Origin of the sequence: Sphingobium sp. PNB, from assembly GCF_019873065.1 — a bacterium.
GTDB classification, from domain to species: Bacteria; Pseudomonadota; Alphaproteobacteria; order Sphingomonadales; family Sphingomonadaceae; genus Sphingobium; species Sphingobium fuliginis.
On record NZ_JAINEZ010000015.1, the window covers coordinates 50,907 to 66,881 of the forward strand.

Annotated in this window: 15 protein-coding genes; 8 read left to right on the plus strand and 7 right to left on the minus strand. The window is 63.6% G+C overall.

What is annotated here, in order from left to right; all coding sequences use genetic code 11:
- Positions 1 to 276: 276 nt before the first annotated feature.
- From K7W03_RS07730 to K7W03_RS07740, 3 genes are all read left to right on the plus strand, one after another.
- On the plus strand, positions 277 to 870 hold the full coding sequence (locus K7W03_RS07730; RefSeq protein WP_226869884.1) for a Crp/Fnr family transcriptional regulator: 594 nt from the start codon (positions 277 to 279) through the stop codon (positions 868 to 870).
- 416 nt (positions 871 to 1,286) lie between these two features.
- Positions 1,287 to 2,048, plus strand: a complete 762-nt coding sequence (locus tag K7W03_RS07735) for a Crp/Fnr family transcriptional regulator (protein WP_025547769.1) — start codon at positions 1,287 to 1,289, stop codon at positions 2,046 to 2,048.
- A gap of 289 nt (positions 2,049 to 2,337) precedes the next feature.
- Entirely contained in the window at positions 2,338 to 2,535 is a 198-nt protein-coding gene (locus tag K7W03_RS07740) for a hypothetical protein (RefSeq protein ID WP_222885930.1), read from the plus strand.
- Positions 2,536 to 2,725: 190 nt separating this feature from the next.
- Here K7W03_RS07740 and K7W03_RS07745 read toward each other — a convergent pair whose 3' ends face one another.
- Both K7W03_RS07745 and K7W03_RS07750 read right to left on the minus strand, forming a co-directional pair.
- Positions 2,726 to 3,655 carry an HWE histidine kinase domain-containing protein gene (locus K7W03_RS07745; RefSeq protein ID WP_222885931.1) on the minus strand — a complete coding sequence of 310 codons (930 nt, stop codon included), beginning with the start codon at positions 3,653 to 3,655 and terminating at the stop codon, positions 2,726 to 2,728.
- A complete protein-coding gene (locus K7W03_RS07750; protein WP_044662654.1) occupies positions 3,652 to 4,410 on the minus strand; it encodes a Crp/Fnr family transcriptional regulator in 759 nt (252 codons plus the stop codon). Before K7W03_RS07750 ends, K7W03_RS07745 begins: the two co-directional genes overlap by 4 nt.
- A gap of 70 nt (positions 4,411 to 4,480) precedes the next feature.
- Here K7W03_RS07750 and K7W03_RS07755 point away from each other — a divergent pair, with 70 nt between their 5' ends.
- Entirely contained in the window at positions 4,481 to 4,867 is a 387-nt protein-coding gene (locus K7W03_RS07755) for a response regulator (protein WP_222885932.1), read from the plus strand.
- A gap of 316 nt (positions 4,868 to 5,183) precedes the next feature.
- On the opposite strand, the gene K7W03_RS07760 is transcribed toward K7W03_RS07755, so the two are convergent.
- On the minus strand, positions 5,184 to 5,600 hold the full coding sequence (locus K7W03_RS07760) for a BLUF domain-containing protein (protein WP_222885933.1): 417 nt from the start codon (positions 5,598 to 5,600) through the stop codon (positions 5,184 to 5,186).
- Between the two features lie 231 nt (positions 5,601 to 5,831).
- Between K7W03_RS07760 and K7W03_RS07765 the strand changes: the two genes are divergently transcribed.
- From K7W03_RS07765 to K7W03_RS07775, 3 genes are all read left to right on the plus strand, one after another.
- A complete protein-coding gene (locus K7W03_RS07765; RefSeq protein ID WP_025547775.1) occupies positions 5,832 to 6,413 on the plus strand; it encodes a PilZ domain-containing protein in 582 nt (193 codons plus the stop codon).
- A gap of 83 nt (positions 6,414 to 6,496) precedes the next feature.
- The gene (locus tag K7W03_RS07770) at positions 6,497 to 7,108 is read left to right on the plus strand and encodes a response regulator transcription factor (RefSeq protein ID WP_222885934.1); all 612 of its coding nucleotides are present in this window, start codon (positions 6,497 to 6,499) and stop codon (positions 7,106 to 7,108) included.
- 52 nt (positions 7,109 to 7,160) lie between these two features.
- Entirely contained in the window at positions 7,161 to 7,436 is a 276-nt protein-coding gene (locus K7W03_RS07775) for a hypothetical protein (protein ID WP_062017419.1), read from the plus strand.
- A gap of 46 nt (positions 7,437 to 7,482) precedes the next feature.
- On the opposite strand, the gene K7W03_RS07780 is transcribed toward K7W03_RS07775, so the two are convergent.
- The 4 genes from K7W03_RS07780 to K7W03_RS07795 all read right to left on the minus strand — a co-directional run bounded on the left by K7W03_RS07780 (position 7,483) and on the right by K7W03_RS07795 (position 14,708).
- Complete coding sequence (locus K7W03_RS07780; protein ID WP_222885935.1) at positions 7,483 to 8,994, minus strand: MFS transporter; 1,512 nt, start codon at positions 8,992 to 8,994, stop codon at positions 7,483 to 7,485.
- A gap of 107 nt (positions 8,995 to 9,101) precedes the next feature.
- A complete protein-coding gene (locus K7W03_RS07785) occupies positions 9,102 to 11,156 on the minus strand; it encodes a glycoside hydrolase family 97 protein (RefSeq protein WP_222885936.1) in 2,055 nt (684 codons plus the stop codon).
- Positions 11,157 to 11,277: 121 nt separating this feature from the next.
- The gene (locus tag K7W03_RS07790) at positions 11,278 to 12,867 is read right to left on the minus strand and encodes an alpha-glucosidase family protein (protein ID WP_222885937.1); all 1,590 of its coding nucleotides are present in this window, start codon (positions 12,865 to 12,867) and stop codon (positions 11,278 to 11,280) included.
- Complete coding sequence (locus K7W03_RS07795) at positions 12,864 to 14,708, minus strand: alpha-amylase family glycosyl hydrolase (RefSeq protein WP_226869869.1); 1,845 nt, start codon at positions 14,706 to 14,708, stop codon at positions 12,864 to 12,866. Before K7W03_RS07795 ends, K7W03_RS07790 begins: the two co-directional genes overlap by 4 nt.
- A gap of 145 nt (positions 14,709 to 14,853) precedes the next feature.
- Here K7W03_RS07795 and K7W03_RS07800 point away from each other — a divergent pair, with 145 nt between their 5' ends.
- Positions 14,854 to 15,876, plus strand: a complete 1,023-nt coding sequence (locus tag K7W03_RS07800) for a LacI family DNA-binding transcriptional regulator (protein WP_222885938.1) — start codon at positions 14,854 to 14,856, stop codon at positions 15,874 to 15,876.
- The last annotated feature ends 99 nt before the right edge of the window (positions 15,877 to 15,975 follow it).

The following is a 15,975-nucleotide window of genomic DNA, read 5'->3' on the forward strand; positions in this document are numbered from 1 at the left end:
GAAAGCCACCATTTTCGCTCCACCCTGAACTGAATCCCCGCACACCCTAGACAAACGGCAATTTTCCGGAGGCCGCCGGAGGGCGTGCCGCGTTCATCGGCTCTTTTTCTCGCTCCATCCCAATTATTTGCTGCGAGGAAACATAGGTGAATCCAGCATGAACCAGAAACGCTATGGTTGGGGGCAGGTTCAATCGATATTGGTCCAGGGGGGCTTAACAGGGAGTAGTCCATGTTAAGCCAGGTTGCCGAAGGCGAAAACCAGGTTCATTTCCGAATGCATCAGTTTCTGGCCCGGGAAAATGAAAAACCCGACGCCATGCTTTATGTTCAGGAAGGGTGGGCGTGCCGATACCGGCTGCTGTCGGATGGCCGCCGCCAGATTACGGCGCTCTATCTGCCGGGCGATTATTGCGATCCGCAATGGGCGCTGGGCGGCGTGGCGTCCCAGCCCGTGGTGGCGATCACCAACGTCAGGGCGCTCCGGCTGCCCTGTCGCATACCCTCGCACGCCGGTTTCGACGGGCATAACGGCTTCTGGCAGGCGCTGTCCGGCATGATCGAGCGGCAGGCCAACTGGCTTGTCACCCTGGGCCGCAAGACGGCGCTCGAACGGGTGGCGCATCTGCTGCTGGAATTGTTCGAACGCATGCGGCAGGCGGGTCTCGCCTATGGCCAGCAATGCGCCATGCCGCTGACGCAGATGGAGATCGCGGACATGACCGGGCTGACCCCGGTCCATGTGAATCGCACGCTGCAATCCATGCGGGCGCGCGGTCTGGTCGAACTGCAATCCAAATGGCTGCGCATACCGGAGCTTCAGGCCCTGCGCGAAGTGGCCGCCCTCACCGGCCAGGACATGGCGGCCTGATCGGGCGGGCGCGAACTTCTTGATGTCGCGCAACTTCTGCAACCGTCCAGCCCCGGAAAATGAGGCCCAACGGCAAAAATTGCACCTGCATTAGCATATGTTAGCGAGCGTCGGTAGGCGGCTGGAGCAAGGTGAATCCTTCTTCGTTCGAACGCCGGCCCCGGCCGGTCGACCGAAGGAGAATGAGCAGCGCCACCAAGACGACGAGTCATGACACGATCCGGGATGAATTCCTCCACCCTTATAATGAGTCCCATGCCGCACTGCTCCGTCGTTCTTCCCGCCGGGGGGAGAGCGCCGCGTCGCGACGGCCCGGTCCTGCATGCGGCAGGCCGGCATTCCGCCATGGACAGCCGGACGGCCAGCGGCGAGCATCGCGGCCGCGGCGGAGACGAAGACGGCATCCCATCCCGCTCATGAAAATGCCATCACCGATCCTGTTGCCGCTGCTGGCGCGCCTTGGCGGCCGCACGGCTCTCTCGAAGGAAGACGGCGCCGCTCTGCTATCCCTGCCGCACAGCCTGCGTCATTGCGAACCGGGGGACTATATCATCCGGGAGGGCGACCGCCCGCAATCCTGCCTGATCCTGCTGTCGGGCTTTGCCCATCGCCACCGCATATCGTCCAATGGCGGCCGCCATATCGTGGGAATACATGGCCGGGGCGACATATTGACGCTGCCGCCGGTGCAGCTCTTTCCATCGGAGGATTTCGTCCAGGCGCTGACCGATCTGCGCGTCGCCGCCATCCCGCTGGAGGACGTGCTGGCGCTGATGCGCGAGCGGGCGAACATCGCCGATGCGCTGTGGGCGGAGATGACGGCCGAAACATCGGTCTTCCGCGCCTGGATCAGCAATATGGGCCGGCGGGACGCCAGGGGAAGGATAGCCTATCTGCTTTGCGAGCTGGTGATGCGCAGCTATCCGGAAGGGGGATCGGACGGGTGCCGGCTGATCCTGCCCCTGTCCCAGGTGGAGCTGGCCGACGCCACCGGCATGACCACCGTGCATGTCAACCGGACGCTGAAGGCGCTGGAAAAGGCGGGGGTGATCGAACGCGACCGGCGGCGGATCACCATCCCCAACTGGCGCCGCCTGACCGAACTGTCCGATTTCCGCCCCCAGGCCTGGCTCGGCCGGATGGACCGGCATGTCGAGTTGGAGGAAGAACAGGGTTAGAGCCAATCGACATTCAGCCCTGACGGCCTGCAAATGACGCTTTTCCGTGCTTCCGGTGCTCACCTACTTTGAGTAGGCTGCGCTCCGGGTCACGGAAAACCGCCATTTTCGGCTCGTCATCATCTGAATGTCGATTGGCTCTAGCCGGCGGAAGGGCGAAGAAGCGCGCCGGCCATGATCCAGGTTATGGGCCGGCCAGGAACGGGGGAACGTCCGCCGCCGTTCTGTGTGCTGGGAGGCATGGCCATATGCTTCCCCTCAAGACCATGAAACCAGAGGAACCGCCGACATGCACGAACCGGAACGTCCCAGCGATCGGCGTCTCGGGCTGGCGGCGATCTGGGTGGTGGGAATCGTCCTGCTGGTGATCGCCGTCGTCTTCATCGGGCGCAATTTCTGGCATCATGACGTGCTGAAGGAAGACCAGCAGACGGGCGAGAACAGGGCCGACGACCATCAGGGCCTGACGCCGAACGAAAAGCGCTGAAGCGGCGCCATGCGGCGCGTGGATGCTCCAGAGCCAATCGACATTCAGAAGATGACGAGCCGAGCCGAAGGCCACCGAAGGTAAAATGGCGGTTTTCCGTGACCCGGAGCGCGGCCTACTCAAAGTAGGTGAGCACCGGGTCACGGAAAAGCGTCATTTGCAGGCCGTCAGGGCTGAATGTCGATTGGCTCTAGTCGCTGGGGTGCAGCAGCCTCTTGGTCATGGGCAGGCTGATGTGCACCTTGAACGCGCCGGGCGTCCAGTCGATGGTGCCCGAACCGTCCAGTTCGAACGGGATCGTCTTGGTCAGCATCTCCGTGCCGAAGCCGGACCGGCGGGCGGCTGTCGGGCTGTCGCCGCCCTTTTCCTCCCAAAGGATGCGCAGCACCGGGCCGGCCGGTTCGCGATCGCTCCACCATCGGACCCAGACCCGGCCGCCCTCTGACCCGAGCGCGCCATATTTGATGGAATTATTGCCCAGTTCATGAAAGGCGAGGGCCAATGTCGTCGCGGCCGAGGTGCGCAGCCGGACATCCGGCCCCTCCAGAAAGGCCTGTTCCCCCGCACGGACGGCGAACGCCGCCAGCTCGTCCATGATCAGGTCGTGCAGTTCAAGTCCATGGCGTTCCGCCAGGGCGAGATTGGATTCGATCCGGGCGATGGCGTCCAGCCGTCCCAGGAAATGGCTGGTGAGATGGTCGACGGAATCGCTGGTCGCGGCTGTCCGCCGGAAGATGGAGCGGACGGAGGCGATCAGGTTGCGCAGCCGATGCTGCACGTCGCGCAGCAGATATTGCCGCGCCGCCGCCTCCAGGGCGTCGACATTGCCGAACTGCACGACGCAGACGCGATAGTCGGGCGTCGTCACCAGCACGGCGGCGAACAGCCGCGCCTCGCATTTGCCGTCGTCCCAGCTCAGCCGTGCCGCCGACTCGCCCGATGCCGGCACGACCAGCCGCCCGCCGATCAGCCGGTCCGGCCGAATGCCCAGCAATTCCGTCAATGCCGCATTGGCGCGCAATATATTGTCGTTGGGCCCGACCTGGATCTGGGGCAGGGGAGAGGCATCGAAGAGGGCGAGGAAGTCGCGCCAGCCGTCGGTCGGGGATGGTGTCGTCACGATGCCTCTTGCGCCGCCGGATGCAGATAGGAAGGGTCGAAGGCGCAGACGCGCTCCAGCGCTGCGAGATCCGGCACGACAAGATGGCGCCGGTGCAATTCTATCAGCCTTTGGCGACGCATTTCCTGCAATATTCTGTTGGTGTGCACCATCGTCAATCCCGTTGCGTCCGCCAGTTCGAGCTGCGTGACGGGAAAGTGGAAGCCGTTGCCGCTGACCAGGCCCACTTTCAGCAGCCGGTGATAGAGTTCGCAGAAGAGATGGCTGAACCGTTCCAGCGCGGTGCGTCGGCCCAGATTGACGCACCACTCCCGCTGTATGGACGCGGTGATCAGGGCGTTGATCCACATCGCCTTGGTGATTTCGGGATGGGCCAGCGCGATCTCCTCGAACTGGCTGCGTCCGACTTCGGCGACCCTGACCGGCGTGAGCGCGGTGACGCCATGGTCGGCGCGATGCAGCAGGAAGCAGAAGGGATCGCACAGATCGCCCGGCAGCAGCAGGCTGACGATCTGGCGGCGGCCGTCCTCCAGCATCTTGTACCGGGCCGCCCATCCCTCCAGCAGGAAGAAGATGGAGGTCAGCCGGTCCCCCTGGGTGAACAGGTCCGTGCCGGTGCGCAGCGGTTGAAGCGCCCGACCGGCCAGGCCGTTGATCACATCCCGGTCGCGCCGGCCGAGCGGCCAGTGCGCCGCCAGTTTCTGGGCAGTGATGCTATCCTTCATCGCAACCTGCGGGATATCGAGCGATGACATGACGCGTTTCCACCTATGTTATTTTCTGCCGCCCATTCCCGTGCGACGGCTGGCGGGAGAGGAGAGATGAATGATGGAAGGGGTGACCCCCGGCGCGGTTCGCGTGCTGGTGGTGGAGGATGAATATTTTCTCGCGAGCGACCTTGGCGCCTTGCTGGCCGAAGAGGGGTTTTCGGTGATGGGCCCGCATGGCAGCCTGTTCGGCGCGCTCAAGGCCATTGCGGAGCACTTGCCTGACATCGTCATGCTCGACGTCAATCTTCAGGGGGAAATGAGCTATCCCCTGATCGACGAACTGGTCGCGCGTTCCGTGCCGGTGATCATCGTCACGGGCTATGACGAACAAAGCCTGCCGTCGGCCTATGAAAGCTGCAGGCGGGTGATCAAGCCCTATTCCCGCACGGACATATTGGGGGCGATCGGCATGGTTCTGGCGGGCACGGACCACAGGCTCTGACATCGGGCTCTCCCTCTCTTTCCGAACCGGTCGTGCGCTGGACGTTCCGCCTGACCGGGGCGTCTGTCATTCACACCGATGGTCTGCCCTTGCTCATATCGGTGGGGCGGGGAAGGGACAAGGCCATGCATCCTGCGTGACAATGGCAGTGGACCGGCCGACGCCCGGACGATCGGCGAGGATAGGGCGAGTGGCATGGCAGAGCAACCAGCGGCAGGTCTTCCTGTTCCCCGGCGGATATTGATCTGAGTTAATAATCGCCTGCTTTCCGGGCGGATGGTATATCGGCGTCGCCGCGCCATGGCGGGACGAAAGCTCAACCCCGGCCGCGGATCGAAAATTCCGACATCATCTGAACCAGCGCTTCGAACCCTTCGTCGCCCTTTTCCAGCGCATCGTTCAAGGCGCGCTCGATGATGTCGGAAACGAAATGGGAAGGGCCGGCATAGGCGAGGGACCAGGTGACGAAATGGCGATGCGGCGCTTCGCCCGATGCGATCGTCTGAACCTCCCTGTGGCGCCGGTCGCGCAGAATGCTCGCCTTGAGGTTTTCGATGGCGGCCGGCTCGCCTTCCAGATATTGGGCGAAGCGGTTGCCCGTGAACAGCAGCGCGCCCGTCACTTCCAGCGAGCGGTTGCGCGGAATGGAGACCTGGACGATCTCTTCCATGTGTTTTTCGGCTTGGGTTGCATCCAACTGGCTGGTGCTAATATAGGACCATCGAGCAAGCATGCGACGATGATGCCATTTGTCTGAGGAAAGTAAAGGCGAGGCGCATGATGGGACTGAAAATGCGCCCCGCCGGTTCCAGGCCGGCCTCAGCGGAGGAAACGGCCCCCGGCTGTCTAGGAGATGAAGGTTAATGCAACCGCTCCGGGCGATACCGTAAAAATACCTATTTCCCCGCTAATCGGCGTGCAAGTCCAATCATTTATGGGATTCCGCGAATCTGTGGGAACCCGTATGACCGAGCCGCTAGAAAAGCCGTCCGACGACCGGAGCGCGATGATGGAGAAACGCCGGCACCCCCGGCAGACCGTCTTCAAGACGGCATTGCTCTATCCGGTCGTCGAGGAAGCGAACCTGTCTGTCGAAAATGTGTCCCATGCGGGACTGAGCGGACGGTGCGCCCTGTCGCTGGGCTTGCACCAGCAGGTGCATGTGAGCTTCGACGACGCCAGCTTCCGCACGGCGGAGGTCCGCTGGATCAACGGGCCCAAATGCGGTCTTCTGCTTGAAGAGACATTGCCCTGGATTCCGGGCGAGGAGCCTGATGCGAACCCCGCGCCCCAAACCTACGAGCCGCGCAGCCGCCGACTGGCGGTCGATTTCTCCGCAACGCTGGTGACTTCCACGCCCGTGTTGATCGGGACGATCCGCAACCTGTCGGCCGAAGGGATGATGATCGAAGTGGGCGGTCTGGGCGAAGGTACGCGGCTGCTTGTGAAAACCCGCGGCCTGGATGTACGGATGGGGCGGGTGCAGTGGTCGAGCGGCGGGATGATCGGGGTCTTCTTCGAACCCCGCCGGACGGCTGCGAACTGACGCGATAAAAAAGAAAGGATCGGAGCCGAAACCATTGGCGGCTTCGCGCGTTGGCGCGGGAATGATGGTCTAGGCAATTGGCTATGAACCCAGGATGTCCAGTCTATATCGTGGACCACGACAGCAAGATGCGCCAGGAACTGGTGCGAATCCTGCGCCGGGAAGGGTTCGGGCCCGTCCCCTTTTCCTGCGGTTCCGACTTTATCGAGGCGCTTGATTTCCTAGCGCCCGGCATTGCGGTGATGGAACTGCACCTGGCCGACATGGCCGGGCCGGCGGTTCAGCAGGAACTGTTCGCGCGGCGGGTGGACATCCCCCTGATCGTCATGACGGCGTCGCGCGATATTCCGACGGCGGTCGACGTCATAAAGCGGGGCGCCATCGACTTTCTGGAAAAGCCCTTTGCCGACGGCCTGCTGCTCAAGGTGCTCGCCAATGCCTGGCCCATGCTGGAACGGAACATCGAGATCCAGCGCCGGCGGGAAGCCGCCGCAGCCTATTTCGGCAGCCTCACCAAAAGGGAGCTGGATGTCGTGCGCGCGCTGAGTTCCAGCGGCAGCAACAGGGATGTGGCGGACGCGCTGCAGATCAGCATCAGAACGGTGGAAATGCACCGCGCCAGCATCATGAAGAAGTTCGGCGTCAAGAAATTCTCCGAAATCATCCGGTTCTTGCCCGATTCAGGATTACCCTGACCCGTTGAATATGTGAAATCGTCGCCATCATTCCCAATATACAGGATTGGAAATGACAAAGATGGATGTTCCCGGCCCCATATTCGGGGGCGGGATTGTCAGAAAGAAATGGACCGATCTCAGGCAGGCATCTGATTGTGAAACATCGTCTGCGTTTACGCCATGGTTAATGGTGAAAAAACCGAAGCAGGACAGAGTCCCGGGTGACGATGATTTCGGATATTTCAAGTCGCAGGAAGAATGCAGGCGAATAATAGGCAGATATAAGAAGGTGGCGGACGCCATGATTTCCGACGAAGAGGAATCAGGTGTCGACTGCCTTTGCTGAGCCTGTCGACTTTTCCATGAAGCGTTTTTGCGATTCGCCGGTTTCCTCAGTTTCGCGCCTGGCGGCAGCGCAGGGCGGCCATTGAGGCGAGCAGCATGACGCCCGCGGCAAAGGCCATGGTCCAGATCGGCTCCGTCGGGAAAAAATGCCGCATGATCGTGCCCATGACGGTGGCCACCAGCAGTTGCGGGATGACCACGAAGGCGTTGAACAGCCCCATATAGATGCCGAGCTTCGCCTGCGGCACGCTGGAGGCGAGCATCGCATAGGGCATGGCGAGCGTGGATGCCCAGGCGATGCCGATGGCGACTTCCGACAGCAGCAGCATGCGGGCGTCGCGCAGGAACAGGAAGGAAAGGAAGCCCAACGCGCCCAGCATCAGCGCCAGGGCATGGGTCTGCGCCTGGCCGATCCGGCGGGCGAGCGGTTGCAGCAGGAAGGGTGCGGCCAGGGCGGCGACGCCATTATAGGTGGCGAAGAGGATGCCGATCCAGTTGCCGCCCGCATTATAGGCGGCGCTGGTGGGATCGGAGGACCCGAAGACATATTGGGCGACGACCGGGGTGGTGTAGATCCACATGATGAACAGCGCGGACCAGGTGAAGAACTGGACGAGCGCAAGGCGCTTCATCATCGCGGGCATGGTCGCGAAATTGCCGACCACATGGGTGAGCAGATTGTCGGTGCGACCGCCCCGGTGCAGCCGGCGCGCCAGCATCCGCGCCGCGCCATAGCCGGCCAGCAGCGCGCCGAGCAGGTACAGTTCCTTCTCCAGCGACCGGATGCGGACGATCGCGACGACGGCCAGCCCGGCGACGATCCAGAGCGTGCCGCCGGGCGGGATGGCCGGGACAGCGTCCCTCTCAGCGACCGGCTCGCCTTCCGACGGTTCGAAGCGCGTCATCTGCTCGGGCGAATATTCGCGGGTGGTGAGCACGGTCCACAACACCGCCAGGAACAGGGCCGCGCCGCCGATATAGAAGCTGATCCGCACCGTGTCGGGAATGCCGGACCCGCTGGCGACATTGGCGACCCCCAGCCGGTCCAGCAGCCATGGGGTGGACGACCCGATCACCGCGCCCGCGCCGATAAAGGCGGTCTGGAGCGCGTAGCCCGCCATATGCTGCTCCTTCGTCAGCATGTCCCCGACAAAGGCCCGGAACGGCTCCATGGAAACATTGAGCGAGGCGTCCAGCACCCACAGCATCATCGCCGCGGCGAGCAGGCCGGGCGCATTGGGCATGCCGACCAACGCCAGCGCCGCGAACAGCGCGCCCGCGAAGAAATAAGGCCGCCGCCGCCCGAAACGGCACCATGTCCGGTCGCTATAATGGCCGATGATCGGCTGGACCAGCAGCCCCGTCAGCGGCGCCGCGATCCACAGCAGCGCCAGATCGTCCAGACTCTCGCCCAGCGACTGGAAGATGCGGCTCATATTGGCGTTCTGCAGCGCAAAGCCGATCTGGATGCCGAAAAAGCCGAAGCTGATGTTCCACAGGCCCCAAAAGCCCTGGCGGGGGCGGGAATTAGAAGCCAGATTATCGTGCGGTTGATCCATGCATCCTCAGCCTATTCGCACATATGGTCCATCCCGTGCTCCTGCGAAGGCAGGAGCCCAGTTCAAACGGCAGGACTGGGTTCCTGCCTTCGCAGGAACACGATTCACTATCGGGTCTTCCCACCTCTTGCCACAAAGCGGATCGCTTCACCCCCACCCGGCGCCAGATCGATGCTCAGCACATCGCCCTTCTTCACCGCCTTCTTCTCGATCAGGATGGCATGGCGCGCCTCGGTGCGATAGTCCGCGCCCGGCCCGTCCCGATAAATCTCCGCCACATAAGACCGCCCGGCATCCAGAAAGTCGAGCTTCACCTGGCTCGACCGCGCCTCCTCATCCCCGATCGCGCCCAGATACCAGTCATCGCTGCCCTTGGCCTTGCGCGCGATGGTGACATAGTCGCCCACCTCACCGTTCAGCACGCGGGTATCGGACCAGTCGGTCGGCACATCCTTGATGAACTGGAACGGCCCCGGATATTTCGCGTAATTTTCGGGCGTATCCGCCGCCATCACGAAGGGCGAGTACAGCACGACATAAAGCGCCAACTGCTTGGCGACGGTCGACTGGATCGCGCTCCCCTCCGACCCGGAAAGGCTGAGAACGCCCGGCGTGAAGTCCATCGGCCCGCCCAGCAACTGGGTGAAGACGAGGTTCGCCTCATGCTCGGGCGGGTTCTTGCCGCCGATCCAGGCATTATATTCCATGCCGCGCCCGCCTTCGCGCGCCACCCAATTGGGATAAGTGCGCCGCAAACCCGTATCCTTCACCGGCTCATGGCTGTCGATGCTGACCTTGTACTTGGCCGCCGCCTGCACGACGCGCAGATAGTGGTTCACCATCCACTGCCCCTCATGCCATTCGCGATGCTGGGAGCCATCGGGATCGACCCGCTCGATCTGCCCGGCGTCGGTGACATAGCCGGTCTTCACCACCCGCTCGCCATGGTCGGCGGCCCATTTGAACGCGCTGTCGAGCTGCCCGTCATAATGGCTGGCCGAACCGCCCTTCTCATGATGGCCGATCAGCGTCACGCCCTTCGACCTGGCATAGGCGGCCAGCCCATCGGCATCGAAATCCTCGGTCGGCTGGGAGAAGTTCATGCCGTTGCCATTGCCGAACCAGTTGCCGTCCCAGCCGATATTCCATCCCTCGACCAGCACGGCGGGGATGCCGTTGGCGGCGGCGAAGTCGATAGTGCGGCGGACATTGGCGGTGGTCGCGCCATGCTTCGGCCCGCGCGCCCACGTCCACTCGCCCTTGATCATGTTCCACCACACGCCGACGAACTTGCCCGGTTTGATCCAGCCCGACACGTCGCCCAGCCTGTTCGGTTCGTTCAGGTTCAGGATCATATGGTTCATGTACAGCCCCGCCGCGTCGTCCGCGATGGCGATGGTGCGCCATGGCGTCGAGAAACCGGCGTCCCGCGAAACCTTGGGCGCCCCGGAACCCGGCGTCAGCGCGGCGCGGAATATGTTGCCCTGCGCCCGCGCCAGGTTCATCCCCGCATAGTCCACCAAAGCCGCCTCATGCAGCGCGACATGGGTGCCGCTGGCGAGCTTCACCGTCATCACCGTCTGCGCGGTCCCGACCGCATCGAGCGGCGTCCTGTTGTAGAGATATTCCTCCCGGTTCCATTCGAAGGCGGGCTTCCACCAGGCGGTGCCGCCCTCCGCAAAGGCGAACTGTGTCAGTTCCTCCGCGATATTGGCGTGGTGCAGATGGGCCTGATCCGGCAGCGTGTAGCGGAAGGCCACGCCATCGTCGAACAGGCGGAAGGTCACGTCCATCTCGCGCTGAAGGTCGCTTTTCTCGCGAAAGGCGAGGCGGATCTCATTGTGATGGTCGCGGATGCTGGACCATTCGCCCCAGGGCTGGGTCCATGTCGTGTCGCTCTTGCCGGTCTGGCTGTCGGCCAGCGTCAGATTGCGCTCGATCTTCGGTGCGTCGGTGAACATGAAACCAAGGCGGCTGTCCGCGATCAGCGCCTTGCCGTCGCGCTGCACGGCGTAGCTGGGGCGGCCTTCATTATCGAGGCTGACGGTCAGCGTGATGCGGCCATCGGGGGAAGCTGCCTTGGCTACCACATCGGCGCGGGCAGCCACCGGGGCCAGAGAAAGCGCGAAAAGCGGCAGGGTGAGCGCGGTCAGTTTCTTCATGGTAATTCCTTTTGAGTCTGCCCTGACGAGATCAAAGCGCGACGTGCTGCCGCGGAGGCAGGAGCCCAGTTCAGGTGGTGGGACTGGATTCCTGCCTACGCAGGAACATTGTACGATGCCTTTAAACGCGCGCGACAAGGCCGGAAGCTGCGGGGAAATGCCATCCTTCGACTCCGCCGGTCGACAGCAACAGCTGCCAATGACCCGCCGCCGTCCATGTCACAGGCTCGTCCCCAAGGTTGAAGACACAGAGCATCCTCTCGCCCTCATGCTCCCGCTCGAACGCCAGCAATTCCTCCGGCGTCTCCAGGAAATCGATCGCCCCCACGCGCAGCGCGGGCGACCCGTTGCGCAGCGCCAGCACCCGCCGCGTCCAGTGCAGCAGCGAATCCGCATCCGCTTCCTGCACATCCACGGCGAGCGCGCGATGCGCTTCCCCGACCGGCAGCCAGGGCTTGGCCTCCGAAAAGCCCAGATAGGGCGCATCCGCCCGCCACGGCATCGGCGTTCGCGCTCCGTCACGGGAAAGCGTCAGCGGCCAGTTGGCGATGGCCTCCGGGTCCCGCAGATCCTCGAACGCGATGTCGACCTGCGGCAGTCCCAGTTCCTCGCCATAATAGAGGAAGATATTGCCGCGCAGGCAGGCGAGCAGCAGCATCTTCATCCGGCAATAGGCGTCCGGGTCCACCCCCTTGGCCCATCGCGACACCGCACGCGGCGCGTCATGATTTTCGAACGCCCAGCTCGGCCAGCCCGTATGGGTTTCGCAGGGCCATTTGATGAGCGCCGTCTTGAGGAATTCGGCGGTCAGTTCCGGCGCATAGAGAAAGTCGAATCCATAAGCCGTATTCAGCCTGCCGTCGCCCTGGGTGAAGGCCTTCATCTCTATATCGCTGTCCGCTCCGCCGACTTCGGCCACGGTGAAGCGATCCCGATATTCATCGAATACTTGCCGGACTTTTTCCAGGAACAGCGGAATGTCCGGATGGCTCTGGCTGTACTTCTTGATCTGGAAGTCGAACGGCCGCGTCCGCACCTTGCCATCCTCCGGCGCGGGCGGATTGTCGCGCAACTCCGGATCGTGCATCGAATGGTTGATCGCATCGATGCGGAACCCGTCCACCCCCCGGTCCAGCCAGAAACGGATGATGTCGAAGACGCTCTCCTGCACCTGCGGATGATGCAAATGCAGTTGCGGCTGCTGCGCCAGAAACTGGTGCATATAATATTGGCCGCGCCGCGCATCCCAGGTCCAGGCCGGCCCGCCGAACACCGACTGCCAGTTGTTGGGTGGGGAACCGTCCGGCTTGGGATCGGCCCAGACATACCAGTCCGCCTTGGGATTGTCGCGGCTGGAGCGGCTTTCGACGAACCAGCGATGCTCCTCCGACGTATGCGCCCAGACCTGATCGACGATGATGCGCAGGCCCAGTTCATGCGCCCGCGCCGCCAGCGCGTCGAAATCCTCCAGCGTGCCGAAGATCGGATCGACGTCGCAATAATCCGACACGTCATAGCCGAAATCGCGCATCGGGCTCTTGAAGAAGGGCGACAGCCAGATCGCATCCACCCCCAGCGACGCCACATAGGGCAGATGGGCGGTGATGCCTTTGAGGTCGCCGATGCCGTCGCCATTGGAGTCGGCAAAGCTGCGCGGATAAATCTGGTAGATGGCGGCGCCGCGCCACCAGGGGAGGGTCGTGTCGGTCATTGGGGTACGGCACTCCGGACAGCGCAGACGCTGTAGCTGAGAGGGGGGAGGGAGACGGCGATGCTGCCGGGGGCGGAGGCGCTTGCGGCGCATTCGGCTCCGGCCAATGTGGTGAACTGGTCGGACCGCGCATCGACCTCGACCTGCGCCCTGATCGGCGCGGTGGACGTGTTGAAGGCGATCAATGTTTCCGCCCCGCTGTCGGGATCGAAGCGGGAGAGGGCGAACAGGCCCGGCTGGTCGCCCCGCGCCCGGATGACCTCCCGGCCGCGCCGCAACGCCGGATGGGCGGTGCGCAGACGGGCCAGCGCGGCGATCTCCCGATAAAGCGGATGGCCGGTGTCGAAGCGCGGCGTGGCCGTGGTGGCGTCGGTCCCCAGCAGGCGATTGTCGTTATAGCTCGCGACCCGGCTGCCGAACATATCCTCCCGCGCATCCTGATCGCCGCCGTCCCCGACAAAGCCCTGCTCGTCGCCATAATAGACGGTCGGCACGCCGCGCATCGTCAGCAGCATGGCGTTGGCCAGCATCACCCGGCGCAGCACTTCCTCATCGCTCGCCTGCGGGAAAGCCTTGCGCACGAAGGTGGCGAAGCGCCCGGCATCATGATTGCTGACGAAGGTCGGCAAGGTCCGCGCCGTCGCCTCGCCATCGCGATAGAGCGCGTCGCCGGCCAGCATCCGTTCCCAGATCGCGGTCGCGCCGCTGCCCGCCACCGTCTCCAGCGCCGCCTGCCGGAAGGCGAAGTCCAGCACCGCCGGAAAGCCGCCCTCCTTTGTATGCCAGGCGAGCGGCCCGGCATCGACCGTCTCGACATAGACTTCCCCGAAAATATGGAAATTCGGGATGCCCTTCGCCCTGGCGCGGGCCTGCATCGCGGGAACGAACATCTGCCAGAAATGCGGATCGACATGGCGCGCCGTGTCCACACGGAAGCCATCCACGCCGAAACGGTCGATCCAGCCGCCGAAAATATCGATCATCCCCGCGATCACGCGCGGGTTCTCCGTCATCAGGTCGTCCAGCCCCGCAAAGTCCCCCATGGTCGCGCTCTCGCCCGAATAGGTCGTTTCCCCGCGATTATGATAGTAAATCGGGTCGTTGAGCCAAGCCGGGTTTTTGACCCGTTCCTCGCCCTTGGGCACATAAGGGGTATAGGCATAGGACGGGTCGGTCAGCCTGGCGAAATTCGCTTCGCCATGATCCTGATCGCCCGTGAAGCCCGCGTTGATCGGCTTGCCCCCGACGCCCCCCTGCCGCTGATAGGGATAGTCGGCCCGCGAACGATAGGGGCATGTCGTGTCCGCATTTGTGCTTGGGCATTGCCGGTAACGGATCACGTCCGCCGTATGATTGGCGATGATGTCCATATAGACCTTCATCCCCCGGCGATGAGCGGCCTCCACCAGCGCCGCGAAATCGGCGTCGGTGCCGAAATGCGGATCGACATGGGTGAAGTCGGTGATCCAGTAACCGTGATAGCCCGCGCTTTCCTGCCCCTTCGGCCCCTGCACCGGCTTGTTGCGGAAGATCGGCCCGACCCAGATGGCGGTCGCGCCCAGCCCCTGAATATAGTCGAGCCGCCGGATCAGCCCTTTCAGGTCGCCGCCATGATAGAAACCCTTGGAGGCGGGATCATGGCCGGTGACGAGCCGGCCGCCCTTCAACCCGCCCTTGTCGTTGGCCGGGTCGCCATTGTCGAACCGGTCGGGCAGCAGGAAATAGATGACCTCATCCTCCGGCAGCCGCGCCCGGAAATCGGACGGCTGGGCTGCCGGCGACAGGGCAGGGAGGGCCAGGGCAGCCAGCGCGGCAAACAGCATCGCCTTCCTTCCACGCATGGCGTTCCTCCCTTGGCCTTCTGGCTTGATCGCAGCGGCTTTCATAGAGGGTCTTAATCGGTTCGCACCCGCCGGGCCAAGCAGCCGACATACGTATTCAAAAGCTTATCTTTCCAATATTCGGGGCAGGGCGTAGGATCGCGCGATGGCCGTGAACGAAAAACCGACGTCCTTCGACATCGCGACGCTTGCGGGGGTTTCCCAGCCGACCGTGTCCCGGGCCCTGCGCGGCGACCGCACCGTCAGCGAAGCCACCCGCAAGCGGATCGAGGCCATCGCCCGCCAGCTCAACTATACGGTCGACAAGAACGCTTCCTCCCTCCGCCGGGGCAAGAGCAACACGCTGGCGCTGCTCTTCTTCGAAGATCTGCTGCCCGATGAAAGCTATATCAATCCCTTCTTCCTCTCGATGCTGGGGCCGATCCTGCAAACCTGCGCCAAGCGGGGCTACGACCTGCTGACCTCCTTCCAGCAGCTTTCGACCGACTGGCATGTCGATTATGAGGACAGCCGCAAGGCCGACGGCATCATCCTGCTGGGCTATGGCGATTATGAAAGCTATCGCGCCCGGCTGGAGCAACTGGTGGCGCAGGGCACCCATTTCGTGCGCTGGGGATCGGTCGACCCCAATGCGCTGGGCATGACCATCGGCTGCGACAACCGGCGGGGCGGGCGCGAAGCGGGAGAGCATCTGATCGAGCGGGGGCGCCGGACCATCGCCTTCCTGGGCGATGCGTCGAGCCGCTATCCGGAATTCCGCGACCGCTATGCCGGGTTGACCGAGGCCATGCGGGAGGCCGGATTGCCGGTCGACATCGGCCTGCATGTCGACGCCCTTTCGACCGAACAGTCGGGGCATGAGGCGGCCAGCCGCCTGATCGCGCGCGGCCTGCCCTTCGACGCGATCTTCGCCGGGTCGGACCTGATCGCCATCGGCGCGATGCGGGCGCTGGACGAAGCGGGCATGCGCGTGCCGCAGGATGTGGCGCTGATCGGCTTCGACGACATCCCCGCCGCCAGCCTGACGCGCCCGCCGCTGACCACCGTCGCCCAGGACTATCTGCGCGCGGGCGAGGTGCTGGTGGACGCGCTGATCGGCCAGATCGACCGCAAGCCGGTGGAGCCCACGCTGCTCGCGCCAAGACTGGTCACAAGAATGACCGCCTGACTTCTCCCCTCCCGCAAGCGGGAGGGGCGGGGGGTGGGCAAGCCGCGCAGCGGCGTTCCTCCCTAACCGATAGTGAAGAAGCTCGCTCCGCTCGCACCC

Coding starts and splice junctions, on each gene's coding strand:
- K7W03_RS07730 (WP_226869884.1), top strand. CDS start 277: ATGCATCAGTTTCTGGCCCGGGAAAATGAAAAACCCGACGCCATGCTT.
- K7W03_RS07735 (WP_025547769.1), top strand. CDS start 1,287: ATGAAAATGCCATCACCGATCCTGTTGCCGCTGCTGGCGCGCCTTGGC.
- K7W03_RS07740 (WP_222885930.1), top strand. CDS start 2,338: ATGCACGAACCGGAACGTCCCAGCGATCGGCGTCTCGGGCTGGCGGCG.
- K7W03_RS07750 (WP_044662654.1), bottom strand. CDS start 4,410: ATGTCATCGCTCGATATCCCGCAGGTTGCGATGAAGGATAGCATCACT.
- K7W03_RS07755 (WP_222885932.1), top strand. CDS start 4,481: ATGATGGAAGGGGTGACCCCCGGCGCGGTTCGCGTGCTGGTGGTGGAG.
- K7W03_RS07760 (WP_222885933.1), bottom strand. CDS start 5,600: ATGCTTGCTCGATGGTCCTATATTAGCACCAGCCAGTTGGATGCAACC.
- K7W03_RS07765 (WP_025547775.1), top strand. CDS start 5,832: ATGACCGAGCCGCTAGAAAAGCCGTCCGACGACCGGAGCGCGATGATG.
- K7W03_RS07770 (WP_222885934.1), top strand. CDS start 6,497: ATGAACCCAGGATGTCCAGTCTATATCGTGGACCACGACAGCAAGATG.
- K7W03_RS07775 (WP_062017419.1), top strand. CDS start 7,161: ATGACAAAGATGGATGTTCCCGGCCCCATATTCGGGGGCGGGATTGTC.
- K7W03_RS07780 (WP_222885935.1), bottom strand. CDS start 8,994: ATGGATCAACCGCACGATAATCTGGCTTCTAATTCCCGCCCCCGCCAG.
- K7W03_RS07785 (WP_222885936.1), bottom strand. CDS start 11,156: ATGAAGAAACTGACCGCGCTCACCCTGCCGCTTTTCGCGCTTTCTCTG.
- K7W03_RS07790 (WP_222885937.1), bottom strand. CDS start 12,867: ATGACCGACACGACCCTCCCCTGGTGGCGCGGCGCCGCCATCTACCAG.
- K7W03_RS07795 (WP_226869869.1), bottom strand. CDS start 14,708: ATGCGTGGAAGGAAGGCGATGCTGTTTGCCGCGCTGGCTGCCCTGGCC.
- K7W03_RS07800 (WP_222885938.1), top strand. CDS start 14,854: ATGGCCGTGAACGAAAAACCGACGTCCTTCGACATCGCGACGCTTGCG.